General features: G+C 68.7%; 15 protein-coding genes and 1 pseudogene. 8 read left to right on the top strand and 8 right to left on the bottom strand.

Annotated features, from left to right (window positions below; translation table 11 throughout):
- Nucleotides 1-107: 107 nt before the first annotated feature.
- The 3 genes from B9O00_RS30460 to B9O00_RS30450 all read right to left on the bottom strand — a co-directional run bounded on the left by B9O00_RS30460 (nt 108) and on the right by B9O00_RS30450 (nt 2,819).
- On the bottom strand, nt 108-641 hold the full coding sequence (locus tag B9O00_RS30460; protein ID WP_085126948.1) for a phosphonate degradation HD-domain oxygenase: 534 nt from the start codon (nt 639-641) through the stop codon (nt 108-110).
- Nucleotides 638-1,804 carry a 2-trimethylaminoethylphosphonate dioxygenase gene (gene tmpA, locus B9O00_RS30455; RefSeq protein WP_085126946.1) on the bottom strand — a complete coding sequence of 389 codons (1,167 nt, stop codon included), beginning with the start codon at nt 1,802-1,804 and terminating at the stop codon, nt 638-640. Before tmpA ends, B9O00_RS30460 begins: the two co-directional genes overlap by 4 nt.
- Before the next feature lie 64 nt (nt 1,805-1,868).
- Nucleotides 1,869-2,819, bottom strand: a complete 951-nt coding sequence (locus B9O00_RS30450; RefSeq protein ID WP_159460381.1) for an alpha/beta hydrolase — start codon at nt 2,817-2,819, stop codon at nt 1,869-1,871.
- 155 nt (nt 2,820-2,974) lie between these two features.
- Between B9O00_RS30450 and B9O00_RS30445 the strand changes: the two genes are divergently transcribed.
- Nucleotides 2,975-4,147 (top strand): M24 family metallopeptidase, encoded by a 1,173-nt coding sequence (locus tag B9O00_RS30445; protein WP_085126941.1) that lies wholly within the window; start codon nt 2,975-2,977, stop codon nt 4,145-4,147.
- Between the two features lie 14 nt (nt 4,148-4,161).
- Here B9O00_RS30445 and B9O00_RS30440 read toward each other — a convergent pair whose 3' ends face one another.
- Nucleotides 4,162-5,184, bottom strand: a complete 1,023-nt coding sequence (locus tag B9O00_RS30440) for a lysozyme inhibitor LprI family protein (RefSeq protein WP_085126939.1) — start codon at nt 5,182-5,184, stop codon at nt 4,162-4,164.
- A gap of 176 nt (nt 5,185-5,360) precedes the next feature.
- Nucleotides 5,361-5,954: a biotin transporter BioY gene (locus B9O00_RS30435; protein WP_235017235.1), complete on the bottom strand. Its 594-nt coding sequence runs from the start codon at nt 5,952-5,954 to the stop codon at nt 5,361-5,363.
- A 379-nt stretch (nt 5,955-6,333) separates the two neighbouring features.
- On the opposite strand from B9O00_RS30435, the gene B9O00_RS30430 reads away from it, so the two are divergent.
- From B9O00_RS30430 to B9O00_RS30400, 7 genes are all read left to right on the top strand, one after another.
- A complete protein-coding gene (locus B9O00_RS30430; protein ID WP_159460380.1) occupies nt 6,334-6,864 on the top strand; it encodes a PAS domain-containing protein in 531 nt (176 codons plus the stop codon).
- A 149-nt stretch (nt 6,865-7,013) separates the two neighbouring features.
- Nucleotides 7,014-8,015, top strand: coding sequence for a GlxA family transcriptional regulator (locus B9O00_RS30425; protein ID WP_085126933.1), 1,002 nt, complete (start codon nt 7,014-7,016; stop codon nt 8,013-8,015).
- 142 nt (nt 8,016-8,157) lie between these two features.
- Nucleotides 8,158-9,723, top strand: coding sequence for an ABC transporter substrate-binding protein (locus tag B9O00_RS30420; protein ID WP_085126931.1), 1,566 nt, complete (start codon nt 8,158-8,160; stop codon nt 9,721-9,723).
- Between the two features lie 241 nt (nt 9,724-9,964).
- On the top strand, nt 9,965-10,732 hold the full coding sequence (locus B9O00_RS30415) for an HpcH/HpaI aldolase family protein (RefSeq protein WP_085126929.1): 768 nt from the start codon (nt 9,965-9,967) through the stop codon (nt 10,730-10,732).
- 226 nt (nt 10,733-10,958) lie between these two features.
- A complete protein-coding gene (locus tag B9O00_RS30410) occupies nt 10,959-11,762 on the top strand; it encodes a carbonic anhydrase (RefSeq protein WP_085126927.1) in 804 nt (267 codons plus the stop codon).
- 113 nt (nt 11,763-11,875) lie between these two features.
- Nucleotides 11,876-12,727 (top strand): alpha/beta fold hydrolase, encoded by an 852-nt coding sequence (locus B9O00_RS30405; protein WP_085126926.1) that lies wholly within the window; start codon nt 11,876-11,878, stop codon nt 12,725-12,727.
- 183 nt (nt 12,728-12,910) lie between these two features.
- Nucleotides 12,911-13,303 (top strand): GFA family protein, encoded by a 393-nt coding sequence (locus tag B9O00_RS30400; protein WP_085126924.1) that lies wholly within the window; start codon nt 12,911-12,913, stop codon nt 13,301-13,303.
- Between the two features lie 111 nt (nt 13,304-13,414).
- Here the strand turns inward: B9O00_RS30400 and B9O00_RS32850 are convergent, their stop codons facing one another.
- The 3 genes and pseudogenes from B9O00_RS32850 to B9O00_RS32845 all read right to left on the bottom strand — a co-directional run.
- Nucleotides 13,415-14,383 (bottom strand): hypothetical protein, encoded by a 969-nt coding sequence (locus tag B9O00_RS32850; RefSeq protein WP_143596416.1) that lies wholly within the window; start codon nt 14,381-14,383, stop codon nt 13,415-13,417.
- A gap of 31 nt (nt 14,384-14,414) precedes the next feature.
- Nucleotides 14,415-17,498 carry a KAP family P-loop NTPase fold protein gene (locus B9O00_RS30395; RefSeq protein WP_159460379.1) on the bottom strand — a complete coding sequence of 1,028 codons (3,084 nt, stop codon included), beginning with the start codon at nt 17,496-17,498 and terminating at the stop codon, nt 14,415-14,417.
- Nucleotides 17,499-18,164: 666 nt separating this feature from the next.
- Nucleotides 18,165-18,341 (bottom strand): annotated as a pseudogene (locus B9O00_RS32845) (IS5/IS1182 family transposase); the annotation flags it as partial.

Genomic DNA, 18,341 nt, shown 5'->3' with positions numbered 1-18,341 from the left:
CGGAGAGGGTTACGTTTTCCCTCTCCGCTTCAGGGGAGAGGGAGGGGCCCACGCGACAGCGTGGGAGGGAGAGGTGGCGGCACGGACCGGTGGACGGGCCCGAACATCTACCGCAGCACCAGCCCCTCGAGCAGCTCGCGGTAGTCGCCGAGCGGGCGGACGTGCAGGCCCTCGCGCTTGCCCTCCTCGTCCCAGCGGCGCAGGCGCACGGCCTGGTCGTGGAAGGGCTCGGCCTCGAAGGCGCGGGCCTCGGGCGCGCTCATCGGGCCGCCCTGGTGCTTCAGGGAGTGCACGCTGGCCGGCGACAGGCGGTCGAAGTAGCCGGGCTCGACGGCGCAGAGCCAGCGCTTGGCGGCGACGTGCAGGCGCACCGGCTCGGTGACCTCGGGCCCGAAGCGGCTGCTCAGCCAGGCGGCGCCGCCGCGGTCGTGGCGGTGCTGGCCGAAGGCGTCGTCCGGCTCCTCGATCAGGTGGCCGACGTCGTGCAGCAGCGCCGCGGCGACGAGCGAGGGCGCGGCGCCGTCCGCGGCCGCCAGGGCGGCGCACTGCAGGGCGTGCTCCAGCTGGGTGACCTGCTCGCCGTAGGTCTCGCCGCCCTTGGCGGCGAAGACGGCTTCGATCTCCGAGACGACCGGGCTCATGCCCCCTCCAGCTCCGCTTCCAGGATCGCGAGACGGCTCCTGAGGCCGTCCTTGTCGGCGTAGCAGCCCTGCAGGCGGCGGCGTCCGCCGAAGCCCCCGCCGTATCCGGTGCGGCCGTGCAGCACCCGCCGGTTGTCGACGGCGAAGAGATCGCCCGGCGCCAGGCGGAAGGCGACCCGCTGGCCGGCCTCGTGCAGCAGCCGGCCGAAGCGCCGGTAGGCCCGGTAGAACTCCGGCAGGACCTCGGCCGGCAGGTCGAAGGGCGCGGCCGAGCGGTTGTTGTAGCGCAGCGCCACGACCTGGCCCTCGTCGTCGAGCTCGATCAGCGGCGCGCGCGCCGAGAGGTCGACCCCGGCCTTGCGGTCGAGGTAGCGGAACGGCACCGCGTGGCGCGCCAGCAGGGCGAAGTCCTGGGGCGCCTCGGCGCGCAGCCGCTCGGCGACCGCGAAGCCGTCGACCGCCAGGGATTCGCCGCCCTCGGCGCTGGCCTCCAGGCAGTGCAGCAGCTGCAGGCCGGGCACCGGGTCGCGATAGGGATTGTCGGTGTGCAGGCCGAGCGCCAGGCCGGTGAAGGCGAGGTTGCTCGGGGCCTCCAGGCTGACGACGTCGAAGAGCCGGCCGTAGTTGGTCTCGCGGACGTAGCCGAACCAGGAGACGGCCTCGAAGACGGTCTCCGGCTCCGCCGGTCCGCCGCGCAGGATCGCCAGCCCGCAGCGGTCGAGGTTGCGCAGGAAGCGCAGCAGCCCCGGCCCGCCCTCGGCGGCTTCCTGCCAGGGCTGCTCCGGCAGGCGCTCCTGCAGGCCGGCGTCCCAGAGCGTCGGCCGCCGTCGCCGCGCCGCCCGCGCCGCCGCCGAGAGGTCGTGGCCGCGCAGCCAGTCGGGCTCGAAGATCGCGGTCAGTCCTTCCGGCTGGAAGGTCACGGCCAGGCGGCCGTCGTCGTTCAGCACGGCGTCGCCGAGCTCGATGTAGGCCGGCAGGGTCGCGATGTCGAAGGTGCGCTGGCCCTCCGGCGCGTGCCGGCCCTCGGGCAGGTTGTCGCGCAGCCAGAGCGCCGGGAAGCGGCTGGCCGGGCCGTCGCTCCAGGTCACGGTCAGCCACTCGTGGTCGACGGTCAGCTCGGTGATCGCGGGCGGAATCGCCGCCCGGGGCAGCGAGGACGACATCTCGTTTCTCCTCCTTCTCTCCAACGGCGCACCCTAGCCGCGCAGCATGACGATTTGACGGCTCTCAGGCGGCCGCGAACAGGCGCCGCGTGCCGGCGACGAGCTGGGCGAACATCGCGCCGGCCGCCGGGCTCATGTGGCGGGCCCGCAGGCAGCCGTGGATCAGCCCGGCGAAGCAGCGATGCTCGACCGGTACGCCGGCGGCGGCGAGCCGCTCGGCATAGACCGCGGCGTCGTCGCGCAGGGGATCGTACTCGGCCGCGACGATGACCGCGGGCGGCAGGTTCGCGAGGTCGCCGGCGAGCAGCGGATGCGCCAGGGCGTCGCGCGGCACCGTCGCGCCGAACAGCTGCAGGTGATAGGCCGCCATGTCGGCGTGGGTCAGCCCCGGGCCGTCGGGCGCGGGCGCGCGCTGCGGCTCGGCGAACTCGAGACCGAGCGCCGGGTAGATCAGGACCTGGCCGACCAGGCGCGGCGCCGCGGCGGCGCGCGCCTTCAGCGCCAGGGCGGCGGCCAGCTGGCCGCCGGCGGAATCGCCCGCCACCGCGATCCGGCCGCCGTCCAGGCCCAGCGACTCGGCGGCGTCGGCCAGCCAGGTCAGCGCCGTCCAGGCGTCGTCGATCTGCGCCGGCCAGCGGTGCTCGGGCGCCAGGCGGTAGTCGACCGAGACGGCGGCGCAGCCCGCCCCGGCGACCAGCTCGGCGACCACGGCATCGTGGCTGTCGAGGCCGCCGAGCACCCAGCCGCCGCCGTGGCAGTAGAGCAGGACCGGCGGCCGCTCGACCCCGGCCGGCCGGTAGAGCCGCAGCGGCACGGCCCGTCCGCCCGCCGGCGCCGAGAGCTCCTCGACCGAGACGCCCGCCGGCCGGTCCTCGGCGAAGCTGCGGCAGAGCGCGTCGTAGCAGGCGCGCTGCTCGGCCAGCGACAGCTCGGTCGCGTTCAGCGGATAGGCGGCCTCGCTCCTGGCCAGGAACTCCCGGATGCCGGGCGCCAGATCGAACTCCTCGAACGCCAAGATGCCTCTCCTTCCGTGATCTCGACTCGCCGGCTGCAGTGTCGCCCGGCGCGCGCCTTTCGGCACGCAAAACCCGCCGGGCGCGGGATGCATCGCGCTGGTCCGACGCCGCAGCGCTGTGGTTTGGTTCGAGGAACGCAATTGCGGAGCAGGGCATGGCGACCTTCGAGCAGGCAGAATACGAGGCGCGCATCGCGCGCACCAAGGCCGAGATGGCGGCGCGCGGGCTCGATGCCCTGGTCGTCACCGACGTCGCCAACATGCACTGGCTGACCGGCTACGACGGCTGGTCCTTCTACACGCCGCAGTGCGTCGTGATCGGCCAGGAGCTGGAGCAGCCGCTGTGGATCGGCCGGGGCATCGACGTCAACGGCGCGCGCGTCACGACCTTCCTGAAGCCGGAGCACATCCACCCCTACCCCGACGACTACGTGCAGACCCCGCTCAAGCACCCGATGGGCTGGGCCGGCCAGGTGCTGGAGGGCTACGGCCTCGGCGGCAAGCGGATCGGCGTCGAGACCGACAGCTACTACTTCTCGCCGCGCGCGCTCGGCGCCCTGCAGGGCGCGCTGCCCAACGCCTCCTTCCAGGACGCCGACCTGCTGGTCAACTGGCTGCGCATCGTCAAGTCGCCGGCCGAGATTGCGCTGATGCAGCAGGCCGGCGAGATCATGGACCTGGTCATGTCGACGGCGATCGAGTCGATCGACCCGGGCGTGCGCCAGTGCGACGCCGCGGCGGCGATCTACCGCGCCGCGGTCTCCGGCACGCCGGAGTTCGGCGGCGACTACCCGGCGATCGTGCCGATGCTGCCGACCGGCCTCGGCACCTCGACGCCGCACCTGACCTGGAGCGACGCGCCCTTCAGGAGCGGCGAGGCGACGATCCTGGAGCTCGCCGGCTGCCGCCTGCGCTACCACTGCCCGCAGGCGCGCACCCTGTTCCTGGGCAGCCCGCCGCAGCGTCTGGCCGAGGCCGCCAAGTGGGTCGTCGAGGGCATCGAGGCGGCGCTCGCGGCCGCCAGGCCCGGCGCCACCGCCGAGGCGGTCGAGCGGGCCTGGCGCGAGACCGTGGCCAGGGGCGGCCTGCTCAAGGAATCGCGGATCGGCTATTCCTGCGGCCTGAACTACCCGCCCGACTGGGGCGAGCACACCCTGTCGCTCAGGCCCGGCGACACGACCGAGCTGAAGCCCGACATGACGATCCACCTGATCCCGGGCATCTGGCAGGACGACTGGGGCATCGAGATCTCGGAATGCTTCCGGGTCATCGAGCGCGGCGCCGAGCCCTTCTGCACGACGCCGCGCGAGCTGATCGTCAAGCGCTGACCGGCGGGCCGGTCCTAACCGGCGAAGTCCTCGAGCAGCTTGCTGCGCTGCTCGGTCAGCAGCGCGCGCAGGTCGTCGGCCGGGATCCCGGGGAACCTGACGGCCGCGAAGGCGACCCAGGCGTCGCGGTAGCGCAGCCAGGCGCGCTGGGCGGTGCGGATGCCTTCCTTGGTGACCGTGCCCCAGAAGGGGTCCTCGGCCGCCATGACCTGCTTCCAGAGCAGGTTGAGCCGCTGGTCCGCGGCCGCGTAGGAAGCGGCCTCGTGGGGCGCCGCTCCCGCCTCGAGCTGCTTCAGCGTCGCCAGGAACTGCTCTTCCAGCGCCTGCTGCTGCTCGACCTCGAAGGCGACCCGGGCGGTGCCGCTGAGGTCGACCTCGTTGTCGACGCTGGTCGAGATGTAGGCGTCCTTCGCCTTCTGCAGGGTGGCGAAGGCCCGCGTCTCGGCGGCACTCCAGCCCTGCGTCAGGCCGGCCGCCGCCTGCGCGCGCTTCGCGTCCTCGATGGCTGCCGCGTGGACCGCGCAGAGCCCGCCGGCATAGCCGCTGGTGATGTCGTCGCAGAAGCTGAAGTCGTGCCCGTCCCAGCCCTCGGCCTTCAGGCGCTGCAGGTGCAGGACCCGGCCGTCCGACTCGGCCGGGGCGCCCTCGATCCGGCAGGCGTAGGCGGTCGCGAGGTCGAGGTCACGCCTCGCCCCCAGGCCGTTGGCATAGACCGTCATCAGCATCGCCGTGCCGCCGAGCCCGCCGAGGTCCTTCTGCTGCTCGACGAAGGCGCAGAGCCGCGCCCTCTCCGGATCGGCCGGCACGCCGATGCCGTAGTAGAGCGTCTCGGAGCTGCAGTCCTTCAGTTGCGCCGCCATCGCCGCGTCCGGCCGGTCGGCCGGCGGCGCCTCGAGGCCCTGCAGCCGGCGGCAGATCGCCTTGGAGGCGGCGAACTGGGGATCGTCCCCCGCCGCCTCAGCCCAGTCGTAGGCCCGCGCCGCCAGGGGCAGGGCTGCAAGACTCAGGCCGAACAGCAGACCGATCGTTCGTCTCATGGCTTCCTCCCTGCGACGCGGAGAAGCCCCCTCTCCGCCCCCTTGGGGGGGAGAGGGTCGGGGTGAGGTGGGGGCGCGCCGTCGACGCAGCGCAGACGGAGCGGAAGGATCGCCCCACCTCTCCCTGCCCTCTCCGCCCCCCGGGGGCGGAGAGGGAACTTGTGGGTTTGGGCGCCCTACCCCCGCAGGCGCTGCACCAGCTTCCAGCCGAGCGGCGCGGTCAGGGCGGCGAGAGCGGTCTTGAAGACGGCGCCGAGCAGGAAGGGCGTCAGGCCGGCGGCGACCGCCTTGTCGAGGCTGCCCAGGAAGACCGACAGCCAGGCGACGCCGAGCGCCAGGATCACGACGGTGCCGGCGGCCATCATCAGCAGGGCGGTCGGCAGGCGCCGGTCCCAGCCGCGCGCGGCCAGCAGGCCGACCAGCAGGGCGCTGAGCGCGAAGCCGACCAGGTAGCCGGCGGTCGGGCCGGCGAAGTAGGCGAGCCCGCCGCCGGCGGCGAAGACCGGCAGGCCGATCGCGCCTTCGGCGAGATAGAGCAGCACGCTGGCCGTGCCGACGCGCCAGCCCAGGACCGCGCCGAGCAGGATCACCGCGTAGGTCTGCATGGTCATCGGCACCGGCCAGAAGGGCACCTGGATCTTCGCCGAGACGGTCAGCAGGATCGAGCCGGCGACGATCATCAGGAGGTCGCGCAGGACGCGCTGCTGGGCGCCCTGGACCGGCCAGGCAGCCTGGAGCAGCGAGACGTTGGACAGGCGGATATCGGCCACGGGCGGCACTCCCCTCGTTCGGCGGAAACTGGAGCGGCTAGCTTTGGCACAGGCCGCGCGCGTTGCGCAACGGCCGAGCCGCACCGTCTCCCCAGCCATGCGCGCGGCTTCGACGGCCGCCCGACCGGCCGCGACGCTCCGCTCCGGGCGAAATCAAATGCCGCTCCGGGCCGGTTTCCCGAACGACTGTTCCGGGAGCCCTCTCGAAGTCCTCCCGTTTCGTGCTTTTTTGGTAAACGCCTTGCAAACGATTTGGCGCCGCCACTTGTCACGGGTAAGTACTCGGTGAACGGCGCCGCCTCGACAGCGGCGCCGTCCTCGTTCCCGCAAGACGACGGCAAGGAATCGGGCGGCGCCGGGCGCCCGTCGGAAGGTCATGATGGATGCACGGGTCCAGCAGGTGGAACTGGGTGACTTCGCGGGGCCGTCGTGCCTCGACCCCGCCGTCAGCCTGGACGAGCTCGCCGCCTTCGGCACGGCCCTGCCGAGACGTGACGGGCGCCTCTTCTTCGACTACTGGCTGGCGCACTGGCGCGACGGCCGCCCGCCGCGCCGGGCCGACGTCCTGCCCGAGGAGCTCGGCCGCCTGCTGGCCCAGGTCTTCCTGATCGAGGTCGAGCCGGAGACCGGCCGCCTGCGCTACCGCCTGATCGGCACCGGCATCGCCGCCGGCATCGGCTACGACTCGACCGGCCGCTACCTCGACGAGGTCAGCGCCGGCTTCCCCGAGGCGCTGCGCGCCCGCTGGCAGCGCCGGGACGCGCTCTGCGTCGGCCAGGGACGGCCGGTCTGCAGCGGCTGGTCCCTGGATCACATCGGCCGCGCCTGGCGCGCGGTCGTCAGCCTGCGGCTGCCGCTGATCGAGGACGGCCGGGTCACCCACCTGCTCGGCTTCGGCGCCGTCGAGTAGCGCGGCCGCCGCCCCGCCCCCCTCCTCCTCCCCGCCCCCCTCCTCCTCCCCGCCCGCCCCTGGCAACGGCGATTTCCCGGGCGGCCGGGGCCCGCTAAGCTGCCCTCCGCGCAAGTCGCTCCAGAACCCGGACCGGCGGAGCGGGTAGGATGGCCACGGCGGCAACTCCTGAGCAGACGGCGAAGCGCCCCCGGATCGGCGTGCTGGCGCTGCCGAACTTCCCGATGATGGCGTTCAGCGCCTTCCTCGAGCCGTTCCGCGCCGCCAACCCGCTGGGCGCCCGGCCGGCCTACAGCTGGACCATCGTCGGCCTCCGGGCCGGCCCGGTGGCGGCCTCCAACGGCCTGACCATCGAGGCCGCCTGCAGCCCCGAGGACCAGCCGCAGTTCGACCGCATCGCCGTCGTCTCCGGCGGCGACGCCGACCGCATCGCGCCGCAGGGCGCCTGGAGCTGGCTGCGCCGCGAGGCCCGGCGCGGCGCCCAGGTCGGCGCGGTCGCCGACGGCGCCTTCTTCATCGCCCGCGCCGGCCTGCTGGACGGCCACCGCTGCTCGATCCACTGGGAGAGCGAGGCCTCGTTCCGCGAGAACTTCCCGGCCGTCGCCCTGACCGCCGAGCTGTTCGTCGTCGAGCCCCGCCGCTTCACGTCGGCCGGCGGAGTCAGCGCCTTCGACATGGCGCTGGAGATGATCGAGCAGGACCACGGCCTGGCGCTGGCGACGGCAGTCTCGGACTGGTTCGTCCACGACCGCGCCCGCCGCTCGATCGACCGCGGCACCCTCTCGCTGCGCGCCCGCACGGGCCTGTCCGACACGCTGATGCTGAAGGCCATCGGCCTGATGGAATCGCACATGGAGCCGCCGCTGCGCGCCGAGGAGATCGCCGGGCGGCTGGAGCTCTCCCGCGATTCCTTCGAGCGCCGCTTCCGTGCCGCGACCGGCGAGCCGCCGATCCGCTACTACCGCTCGATCCGGCTGCGCCGGGCCCGCGACCTGGTGCGCCGCACCGCCCTGAAGGTCAGCGAGATCGCCTTCGCCTGCGGCTTCGCCGATGCCGGGCGCTTCAGCCAGGCCTATCGCGAGCGTTTCGGCGTCGCGCCCAGCGCCGACCGCCGCAGGCTCGACGCGCCGGTCGTCGCCGACGCGCCCTGAGGTTGCGGCAAAGAGCCGGCAACGGCGCGGCAGAATGCATAGTGCGGCCGCGCGCTTCGGCGGAGGCTTGGGCGACGCCGCGCCGTCCCCGGCAGAGGGGCGCGACGGCGGCAGGCACCGAACCAGCAGGGAGAAGCAGCCCATGACCGACCCGAGGATCACCCGCCGCCGCTTCAACCAGGGCCTCGCCGCCGCCGGCGCCCTCGCCGGCACCGGTCTCGGCCTGCTGCCGCGCGGCGCCGGGGCGGCCGGCATGCCGAAGCAGGGCGGCCTGTTCCGGCTCGGCCTGCGCGGCGGCAACACCGCGGAATCCCTCGATCCGGCGACCTACGGCACCGGCATGATCAACCACTTCATGACCGGCGCGGTCGGCAACTGCCTGGCCGAGATCGACGAGAACGGCGTCGCCGTCCCGGAGCTCGCCGAGGAATGGACGCCGAACGAGGACGCCAGCGTCTGGACCTTCAGGCTGCGCGATGGGGTCACCTTCCACAACGGCAAGACCCTGGAGGCCGACGACGTCATCGCCTCCTTCGACTACCACCGGGGCCCCGACAGCAAGTCCTCGGGCAAGGCCCTGATCAAGGCGGTCAAGGAGATCCGCAAGCGCGACCGGCGCACCGTCGAGTTCGCGCTGGAGACCGGCAACGCCGACTTCCCCTACGTCACCGCCGAGTACTTCTTCATCATCTTCCCCTCGCTCGACGGCAAGAGCCACTGGCAGGACGGCGTCGGCACCGGCGGCTACAAGCTGGTCGAGGCGGAGCCCGGCGTGCGCTATGCCGGCGAGCGCTATCCCGGCTACTGGAAGCCGGGCCGCGCCCACTTCGACCGGGTCGAGGCGCTGGCGCTCAACGACACCGCGGCGCGCACCAACGCGCTGATGACCGGCGAGGTCGAGGCGATCGACGCGGTCGACCTCGACACGGTCGGCCTGATGAAGCGGCGCAAGGACGTGGTGATCGAGGCGGTCACCGGCACCGAGCACTACACCCTGCCGATGTTCTGCGACGTGGCGCCCTTCGACGACGTCGACGTGCGCCTCGCCCTCAAGTACGCGATCGACCGCAAGCAGATCGTCGAGAAGATCATGCGAGGCTACGGCCGCGTCGGCAACGACAGTCCGATCACGCCGGCCAACCGCTACTTCAACGACCGGATGGAGCAGCGCGCCTACGATCCCGACAAGGCGAAGTTCCACCTCAAGAAGGCCGGCCTGGACAGGCTGTCGGTCACCCTGCACTGCTCCGACACCGCCTTCACCGGCGCGGTCGACACCGCCGTGCTGTTCCAGGCCTCGGCCGCCGCGGCCGGCATCGAGATCAAGGTCGCCCAGGAGCCGAAGGACGGCTACTGGTCCAACGTCTGGCTGAAGAAGCCCTTCTGCACCGCCTTCTGGAGCGGCCGGCCGACCGAGGACCTGATGTTCACGACCGGCTACGCCGCCGACGCGCCCTGGAACGACACCCACTGGAAGAACGAGCGCTTCAACCGGCTGCTGGTCGAGGCCCGCACCGAGCTCGACGAGGCCAGGCGGCGCCAGATGTACTGGGAGATGCAGGAGATCGTGCGGGACGACGGCGGCACGATCATCCCGGTCTACGCCCAGTACGTCGACGCCCGCTCGACCCGCGTCGCCCACGGCGCGCTCGCCTCCAACCGCAACCTCGACGGCTGGAAGTCGATGGAGCGCTGGTGGATGGCGTGAGGTCGGTCACCTCTCCCCCGGGGAGAGGTCGAAACGCGCAGCGTTTCGGGTGAGGGCTGGCACAGGCGCTTCACCGGGCTCAGCCAGTGCGGGCCCGGCCGTCTGGGCGCGGCCCTCACCCGGACCGCGCTGCGCGCGCTCCGACCTCTCCCCGAACGGGAGAGGTGTGAAACCCGCGCTTCGTCCCCGCCCGCCCGGGCGCTAAGCTCCCGCGCGACCAGGAAACGAGCGGGAGGCGGCGATGCGCGACAATCCGGTGAAGCAGGCCCTGGCGGCCGGCCAGGCCCAGTACGGCACCTTCGTGTTCGATTTCGCGGTGCCCGGGCTGCCGGCGATCGCCGCGGCGGCCGGCGCCGACTTCCTGATCTACGACCTGGAGCACAGCGGCCTCGGCGAGGCCGACGTCAAGGCCCAGGTCGCGGCCTGCCGGGGCCTGTCGGTCACGCCCTTCGTGCGGCCGCTGCAGAAGACCTACGAGAGCGTCGCCCGCCTGCTCGACCTCGGCGCCCTCGGGCTGCTGCTGCCGATGGTCGGCAGCGCCGAGCAGGCCGCGCGCATCGTCTCCTGGACCCGCTACCCGCCGGCCGGCGTGCGCGGCGCCGCCTTCGGCGCGGCCCACGACGACTACCGGCCCGGCGGCTTCGCCGAGAAGGTCGCGGTCGCCGACCGCCGCACCCTGGTCATGCCGATGATCGAGACGCCGGACGGCCTGGCGAACGTCGAGGCGATCGCCGCCGTCGAGGGCGTCGACGTGCCCTTCATCGGCCCCTCCGACCTGTCCTTCGCGGTCGGCACGCCGGGCGCGTTCGACAGCAAGCCCTTCGGCCAGGCCGTCGACCGCATCCTCGCCGCCTGCGAGGCCGCCGGGAAGCCCGCGGGCGCCTTCGTCGGCAGCGTCGACTGGGGCAGGCGGCTCGTGGCCCGCGGCTTCAAGGTGATCTGCTACCACTACGACGCCGGCCTCTATCAGAAGGCGCTCACGGCCGACCTGGCGGACCTCAGGGGCTGACGCGGCCACCGGCGCGCGGGCACCCGCCGGGACCGGCGCCAGGCCCTCGCGACCGGTCCCCGTGACCGGCCGTCCGCGGGGACCCGGCCCCGGATGCTATATTGTCGCGTATTCACTTGGGGAATTACGCAAGCAAAGGTAGACTCCCTGCGGGGGCGCATCCTCGGCAGGCGCGGCGCGGCCTGCCCCCGCTTCGGCCGCAGCGCAGGGAAGAGGACGACGCACGATGGCTGCTTCCGAGCATTCGCACCGGGACGGTCCGGACCTTTGTGCCTGCCATCCCGAGGCCGGCGACGGTGCGGCGCCCGCCGCCTCGCCCTCACCCTCCCCCGGCCTGTCGCGGCGCGGCTTCCTGCGGAGCGGCGTCGCGGGAACGGCCGCCGGCGGCCTCGCGGTCGGGCTGGCGGCGGGCCTGGGCAGCGGCCTGGCGGCGCCGAGCCCTGCCCTGGCGCAGACCACCCTGACCGCCGACCAGGCCCTGAAGGAGCTGATGGCCGGCAACCAGCGCTACCTCGACGGCAAGATGACCTCCTTCGACCACGACCTGAAGATGCTGCACGACCACACGGCCGAGAAGCAGGAGCCCTTCGCCGCCGTGCTGTCCTGCGCCGACAGCCGCGTGCCGGTCGAGCTGGTCTTCGACCAGACCATCGGCCACCTCTTCGTCTGCCGGGTCGCCGGCAACATCGCGACGCCCGAGATCATCGCCAGCCTGGAGTACGGCGCGGCGGTGCTCGGCGTCCGGGTCGTCATGGTCCTGGCCCACGGCCGCTGCGGCGCGGTCGAGGCCGCGCTCTACCGCAAGGCCGTCCCGGGCCAGATCAGCGCGCTCTACGCGCCGATCATGCCGGCCGTCTTCCAGGAGGGGACGGGCATCGACAAGACCGCCGGCGTCAACGCCCGCAACCAGGCCAAGCTGATCGCCGAGTCCTCGCCGGTCATCGCCGACCTGCTCAAGGAGAAGGACCGGCTGAAGGTCGTCGCCGCCTTCTACGACGTCGCCAACGGCAAGGTGACCTTGCTGGAGTAGGGTCGGGCCGGGCGCACCGGGGTGCGCGGCCGGCCGCCGGGACGGGACCGGGGGCCGGGACCTGGGGCGGCACAGGGCGTAGACTGTCCGGCCATCCTCCCGGACAGGACGCCATGGACCGCCCCAAAGACGAAAGCCCGGACGACGAAAGCCCCGCCGATGCGCGCCCGGACGACGAGCTGACGACCTACGCGGCCGAGGGCGCCCCGCCCCTGCCGAAGCCGGACGCCGAGGGCTGGGTCGAGCACGAGGGCGCGCGGCTCCGCTACGCGAGCTTCGGCGAGGGCCCGCCGGTGATCCTGCTGCACGGCGGGCTCGGCCACGGCGGCGACTGGGGCCACCAGGTGCCGGCCCTGCGCGCCGCCGGCCGGCGCGCGGTCGTGATCGACAGCCGCGGCCACGGCCGCAGCAGCCGCGACGCCCGGCCGTTCCGCTACGAGGTCATGGTCGCCGACCTGCTCGCGGTGCTGGACGCCCTGAAGATCGAGCGCGCCGGCCTGGTCGGCTGGGGCGACGGCGCCGCCGTCGCCCTGATCCTGGCCATGAAGGCGCCGCAGCGGGTCGCCGGCGTGCTGTTCTTCGGCTGCGCCATGGATCCGGGCGGCCTGCGGGAGGTCGAGCCCGGCCCGCGGCTCGACCGCGTCCTCGCCCGCCAGGCCGCGGACTACGCCGCGCTCTCGGCGACGCCGGACCAGTTCCCGGCCGTCGCCAGGGCGCACGACACGATGCGCCAGACCCAGCCGAACTACGCCCCGCGCGCCCTCGCGCGGATCCGCGTGCCGGTCGCCGTCGTCCAGGCCGAGCAGGACGAGTTCGTCGAGCCCGAGCACGCCGCCTACCTGGCCGCCACCATCCCCGACGCCGAGCTGATCCCCCTGCCCGGCGTCGGCCACTTCGCCCCGCTGCAGCGGCCGGCGCAATTCAACGCGGCGATGCTGGGGTTTCTGGGGAAGGTGATGGGGTGAAGCAGATAGGGGCGCGCAACGGCCGTTCCCGTGCGTGCCCAGCAGAGCCCGGTTTGCGCCAGGAGGGGCCGTCGGGGAAGCCACGGCTGGCGAACCGGCGGTCGCACGCGTAGATTGACAGCAGACGCGGGTCGACGCCCGCCCCCAGCGCGCGACCGGCACCGGCGACAGGAGCCCGAGACGATGCGAGGAACCTGCCACTGCGGACGTGTGACCTGGACGCTCGACACGCCGCCGGAGTCGGTCACCGCGTGCAACTGCACGATCTGCCGCCGCTATGGCGTCCTCTGGGCCTACGGCCACATCGGCCACGATATACACGCGTCCGGTGACACGACCGCCTATCGCCGCGCCGACGGCGGGGCGATCGACTTTCACTTCTGCCCGGCCTGCGGGTGCGTGACGCACTATGTGGCGACGAGGCCGGGCAAGGACGGCCGCTACTGGACGGCGGTCAACCTTCGCCTGACCGAGCCCGACCCGATCCAGGCCCTGCCGATCGACCACTTCGACGGTCTCGGAGCATTCGACGATCTCCCCAGGGACGGCCGCTGCGTTTCCGACCTGTGGTTCTGACTGAATCGTCGGTGGCCGGGCCGCTTGGGGCCCCGCGGACCGCTCCTCATGCCGGGGCGGCAATGCGCTAGGAGCGGACGGCCGTAACTGGCCCCGCGCACACTCCGTGCACTAGCTCTCGGGGACATCTAGTGCATTGCGGAGCCGGCGAGACGAAGGAAATGCGTTAGCAAGGACGCGAGATTGCTCTGCATCAAGCTTGGCCAAAACCTCCTCATTGCGCTCAAGCGCGCTCACGCCACCCAAGTCCGCGATTTGCCGGCCTACAGAGTGCAATTCCTCTCCGGACAGCATAGGCAGAGAGGCAATCATGCGTTCCGCAAGCCTGCTCCTTGCGCTCTTCGAGGTGCAGCATTTCCCGACTTGTGTGAGTCGCTCGATAAGCGCATTTCTCGTTTTGGGGCGCGTCGCGTCCTTCAACACCCCATCCAATGAAGCTGGTGCCTCGGCAAGTGCTTCATCTCCTACGCGCGCAAGAATCCGGTTCCGCTGCTCATCGTTAAACCCATCATCGGCAAGAAGATCTATTGCGAACCCCGGGTCCTCCTCGGCGACACACGAAACCCAACACCCGAGCGCCCCATCGGGTTTTTCAAGCAACGTCACAGGCAGCGAAGCCAGAATGCGCCTGGCCACATCATGCCGTTTGTTGGAATCGAAGACCTTCGATGTATCAGTCAGTAACGTGGATAGATCGTCAATTTCTAAATCTTGCGCCTGCGCACCTGTAAGAATTTCTGCTACATTTGCGGGCGCCAATATTGCCGCAACGAAGGGGGAAAACGCCGAAACACGGCCTGGTGCCATACTCCACACGATCGGGGTTACATCTGAAATTCCTTGATTGATCTTGCCACCCGCCAAACCTCTCTGCGCGAGGTCACATATCGATCCATATACATCGCCCACGCCCGCATTTCCGGGCTGATCTTGAATGAATTGACACGCCCTCGTTACGATATCATTCGGCTTATAATTGCCAGTCTGATCGTCAGGTTTGGGCCATGCGCCTATCATGCATCGGTGAGCAACGATATATGCCTTTGGCGTGCCGGCAGCATTAGAAAACAGCAGCGTCAAAATCTGCGCTACCTTGCCGTTCGCTGCGAACTTAAAAAATGCCTGAAGCGACCGGAAGGAAATGGCCCAGGTAGGCCGCATTGTTGTGCATTGCGCTGATGCGATCCAAGAGCCGACCAAGGTGGTCGTTGAGCGGTGCCGCAGACCACGCCATTTCCGGCATGCTCTTCACGACGGTTTTGTAGCTTTCGATAGACTCTTCATTTGGCTCGTTATCGTTGATAAGCGCATCCATCTTCTTTACTAACTGGTTCTTTCCGGCCATCGCAATTTCGCCAAAACTTCGTCCCAGGTATCTTGAAACATCATTCGGCCTCGCGGAGAGCTCCAGTTGGCTGAGTTCCGATATAATCCGATCCCAGGACTCTTTCGCCTGGCCCTTCAATACATCCAGCGCTCGAAGAGCAAAGCTCTCGTGCGAAGATTCCTTTGCCCACAGCAAGATGAGCTTTTCCAGAGTCGTTGCCGTTTTCAGGTCAATATCCGCCTGCCATTCCGCGATCAAATCGATAATCTTGATGGCGCCTTGGGTTCGGTCGAGCGGCCAATTCTCTCCATCTTCAATCTCTTTGCAGAGCCGCGTCGCGAACGCGGCCAGAAACGCCCGCCTTTCGTCTGGACGGGCAAGAGTGCTATACCGTGCAGCTTCCGCCCATGCGGCCTCAGCCGCGGTTCGCGGCTGAACCCCTATCAGCCGAGTCAACTGACCCCATAGCACCTCACGCTCTTCCTGTCCGAGCGCCGCAGTGTCGGCGAGTATCGAAGAAATTCTCGCGAGAACCGGCGGTGCAACTTCAAGAGCGCGCTCTGTTCCTTCGAGCTCACCAATAGCCTGATCTGAGTAGTCTGTCGCCAGATATTCGAGAAGAAGATCGCTGTATCTCTCCATCCACCCTTCGAGTTCGGTGAACGGTAAAGTCTGCGACTCACCTCCGAGGCGGACTTCGCGCTTCAACAGCCAATCCCTGAGCATGGCATCCGCGCTGGGAGGCAAACCGTTGGCGTCCTTCACTTCCAGGGCAAGATCGACCGCATCCCTGACAGCGCCTATCACCTCATCTAGGTTAGGCTCGCCACCTGTAGCTAGACGCCAATCCAGCGGATTTAAATTCAAAAGATCGGTGATAAACCTTTCGGCAACATCACGTCGATCCTCAGCCGTTGCGCCCTCGATGATCTGCCGGGCGCGCCCAGGCTGGACGTTCATACGAACGGCCTTCAGCGCCGCCATCTGCCTTATGAGCGGAGACAGAATTCTGCGTCTTCGCTCCTGAGGTATCCGATCTACCAACGCAGCGAGAACGCGCGCGGCATTGACACGCCTCGCCTCGGTTTCCTGCGGCAATGCCTCTCCGAAATCCTCCAGCAGCACGACATCTTCGTCAGCGAGGGATTTGTCGTCCAAATTCCGTCCGAACGCCTCCAACACGCCCGCATCATCGCCGGAGACGAGGCTATCGAAAACAGTGGCCGCTCTGTCGCCGAACTTCCGCGTAATTGGGTCTTCAGCAAGCCGCAGCAGCGGTTGCAATACGACCGGCCACCGCAGGTCCGCCAGGCTGGAAAGATAACGTCGGAGCTTTCGGTGGTCCGTCCGGCGGTCCGCTCGCACCTCGCCGGTCAGATCGCCGTTCTTGTCTGCAACGAGGAAATCTCTAAGCAATTCGCGCGCCTGCGGCGCCAGTTCCATTGGTGGCTTCCCACCAAAGACCGAGCTACGGAATTCTGAAATGATTTCCGGACGGGTCTGCACCGCATCGTAGAAATCGGGAAAGTCAACACGAAGCACGCACAGTGCCGCCAATGAGAGCGGGTGGTCGGTCACGGCGCCTTTGTGCAACGCACCGGGTGCACTGGATCCGACACCGTTGCGTTCACGCAGACTACCGATCCACCAAGACTGTATGAAGGCGTTCAAGAGTTGAATGGCGTTCCGTGGGCTCTGCACATCGACATGGATCAGTCGATCTATAACGTCTTCCAGCGCAACTTTCCGCTTTTCGAGATCGGTAGCTACGCTCTCTATACCCTGAAGCTTTTTCAGCGCAAAATCGCGCATGTCCAACTTCGGAAACTGAGGGATCTCCAACCGGTATTGAAACAGGCGGTCGAGATACCGGCGCGCATCCCCACGCGAAAATACAGCGCCGGGCAAGTCAGGACTGCCGGCTCCACTTCGCCGCTGTATCGCCTCCGCGATCTTGTCCTCGTCGCATGAAATGACAAAAACGACGCCGAAACCGTCTTCCGACGTATTAAACGGCAGTTCGAGAAACGTGCGGATGGCGTCGAGACCGGCGACCATCTCCGGAGCTGACAGCCGATCGAGATCATCGACAAAGACAACCAAGCGCTCGCACTTTCGGCCGACACCCCGCCTGAACTCGGTAATCTGATCTGTCAGCAAACGCTCATATTCTTCCGCTGATGTCGCGGGGAACGAAACAGACGTCTGAGGCAGGAACTGCGCAGGTGCGCGAACACGCAGATCGACGATGGATTTTCCGAGCCAGCCAGTCAACGCTGTTGCTGCAACGAAGACCCCGGCTACAGAGTATTGCGCCTCCAGGCCGGTCGACCATACAAAAAGCCACGTAATCGATATGGCGGCTACAAAGAGTAATAAAAGAATGGCCGTCGACCCTATAAGTTGGCCAAACGCCTCACCAAACCAGTCTCTAAACCTTCGCTTCTCGTGCGTAACCTTATTCACCTGCTCGAAGAGTGCGCGACGCAGCGCGGCCTCATTCCCGCCCAGCTGTTTGAAGGATTCTCGTAGCAATGCGCGCTTTAAGTCCTGCTCGCCGCCGAAGCGCCACGCGTTGAAGGTGATGACATGGATGCGATCGGATCGACGGTTTTCGGCAGTTCCTGACTTGTCGGATTCCAGGTCGCGGCGGTAGAGGGCCTTGATCGAGCTTTTGCCCGTCCCCCAAGGCCCAAGCAGCCCGACACTAAACGGTGGTCTGTTTGTGGGGGCCTCGATCAGATCTCGCAGCGCGTCCGCGTAGTCCTGATGTCCGAAGGCGTCTGCGCTACGATCCTCTAGCTCTTTATCAAGGATGCTGGGCATTCTCTGCGGCTGAGAACTGGTCTTCTTAAAGGAGTCGTTCATATGAGTGGTTCGGTCGCTTGAAGTCAGTTTGGCAATATGGAACCATAGTATTGCGCCAATACGTCGGCTGAACAACAGGGCTGTGCAGGCAGATGTGTCCTCAAAAAAATGGCGCGCTCCATCACTTGCCATGCCTTCCGACGGCCTAGCCGTTGGGCGGTCAGGCCGCAAAGCGTCACAAGCGGCTTCCGGCGGCATTGCGAGGTCAGCCTCTCGCGGGCACTTTTCTTGAAACGACGTCCTGGAGAGAGACATCCCCACTCTCTCGTGGATGGTGAGGATGCCGCCCCCTCAGGCAGCCAATGTCTATGTCAACAAAGATAGTAAAATATAGGAAATGGCAATATTAAGATTAAGAATGTCTTCTATTCCCATTGAGACTCCCTCTTGGTGAGGTAAATGTTGGGTCGCAACCTGTCTATTTACTAACCAACGACAACATTATACCACGGTGAAGTCGGCGTTAGCAAGTGTTGGCGTGCCAATATTTGCGATCTGGGGATTGGAGCGTCCCCTTCGGGTCTTGGTCGTGTGAAAACGCTGGCGGCATCGGCTCAACCTGGCCGCCGCTGGTGCTCGGGCGTGGATCGAGCTGGCGGTTCGGCGTCTTGCCGTCGTTGGCGACCTGACGGGCTCCAGCAGTGTTCTGGGCCGGAGGGAGGCGGATCAGGCCCGGATTGCCGCCATCAGCGCGCCGACGCCCAGGATGTTCATGACCCGCGTCAGGTTGTAGGCGAGGACGGCGAGCGCCGTCTCCGTCTTCACGTTGCGGAGCCGCTTCATCAGGAAGTGGGTCGCGCCCATCCGCGCCTTGATCGTCCCAAAGGGATGCTCGACCGTCTC

Origin of the sequence: Tistlia consotensis USBA 355 (assembly GCF_900177295.1) — a bacterium.
Lineage (GTDB): Bacteria > Pseudomonadota > Alphaproteobacteria > Kiloniellales > DSM-21159 > Tistlia > Tistlia consotensis.
This window is presented reverse-complemented; position numbering and strand designations above follow the sequence as displayed.

Coding starts and splice junctions, on each gene's coding strand:
- B9O00_RS30460 (WP_085126948.1), bottom strand. CDS start 641: ATGAGCCCGGTCGTCTCGGAGATCGAAGCCGTCTTCGCCGCCAAGGGC.
- tmpA (WP_085126946.1), bottom strand. CDS start 1,804: ATGTCGTCCTCGCTGCCCCGGGCGGCGATTCCGCCCGCGATCACCGAG.
- B9O00_RS30445 (WP_085126941.1), top strand. CDS start 2,975: ATGGCGACCTTCGAGCAGGCAGAATACGAGGCGCGCATCGCGCGCACC.
- B9O00_RS30440 (WP_085126939.1), bottom strand. CDS start 5,184: ATGAGACGAACGATCGGTCTGCTGTTCGGCCTGAGTCTTGCAGCCCTG.
- B9O00_RS30430 (WP_159460380.1), top strand. CDS start 6,334: ATGGATGCACGGGTCCAGCAGGTGGAACTGGGTGACTTCGCGGGGCCG.
- B9O00_RS30425 (WP_085126933.1), top strand. CDS start 7,014: ATGGCCACGGCGGCAACTCCTGAGCAGACGGCGAAGCGCCCCCGGATC.
- B9O00_RS30420 (WP_085126931.1), top strand. CDS start 8,158: ATGACCGACCCGAGGATCACCCGCCGCCGCTTCAACCAGGGCCTCGCC.
- B9O00_RS30415 (WP_085126929.1), top strand. CDS start 9,965: ATGCGCGACAATCCGGTGAAGCAGGCCCTGGCGGCCGGCCAGGCCCAG.
- B9O00_RS30410 (WP_085126927.1), top strand. CDS start 10,959: ATGGCTGCTTCCGAGCATTCGCACCGGGACGGTCCGGACCTTTGTGCC.
- B9O00_RS30405 (WP_085126926.1), top strand. CDS start 11,876: ATGGACCGCCCCAAAGACGAAAGCCCGGACGACGAAAGCCCCGCCGAT.
- B9O00_RS30400 (WP_085126924.1), top strand. CDS start 12,911: ATGCGAGGAACCTGCCACTGCGGACGTGTGACCTGGACGCTCGACACG.
- B9O00_RS30395 (WP_159460379.1), bottom strand. CDS start 17,498: ATGAACGACTCCTTTAAGAAGACCAGTTCTCAGCCGCAGAGAATGCCC.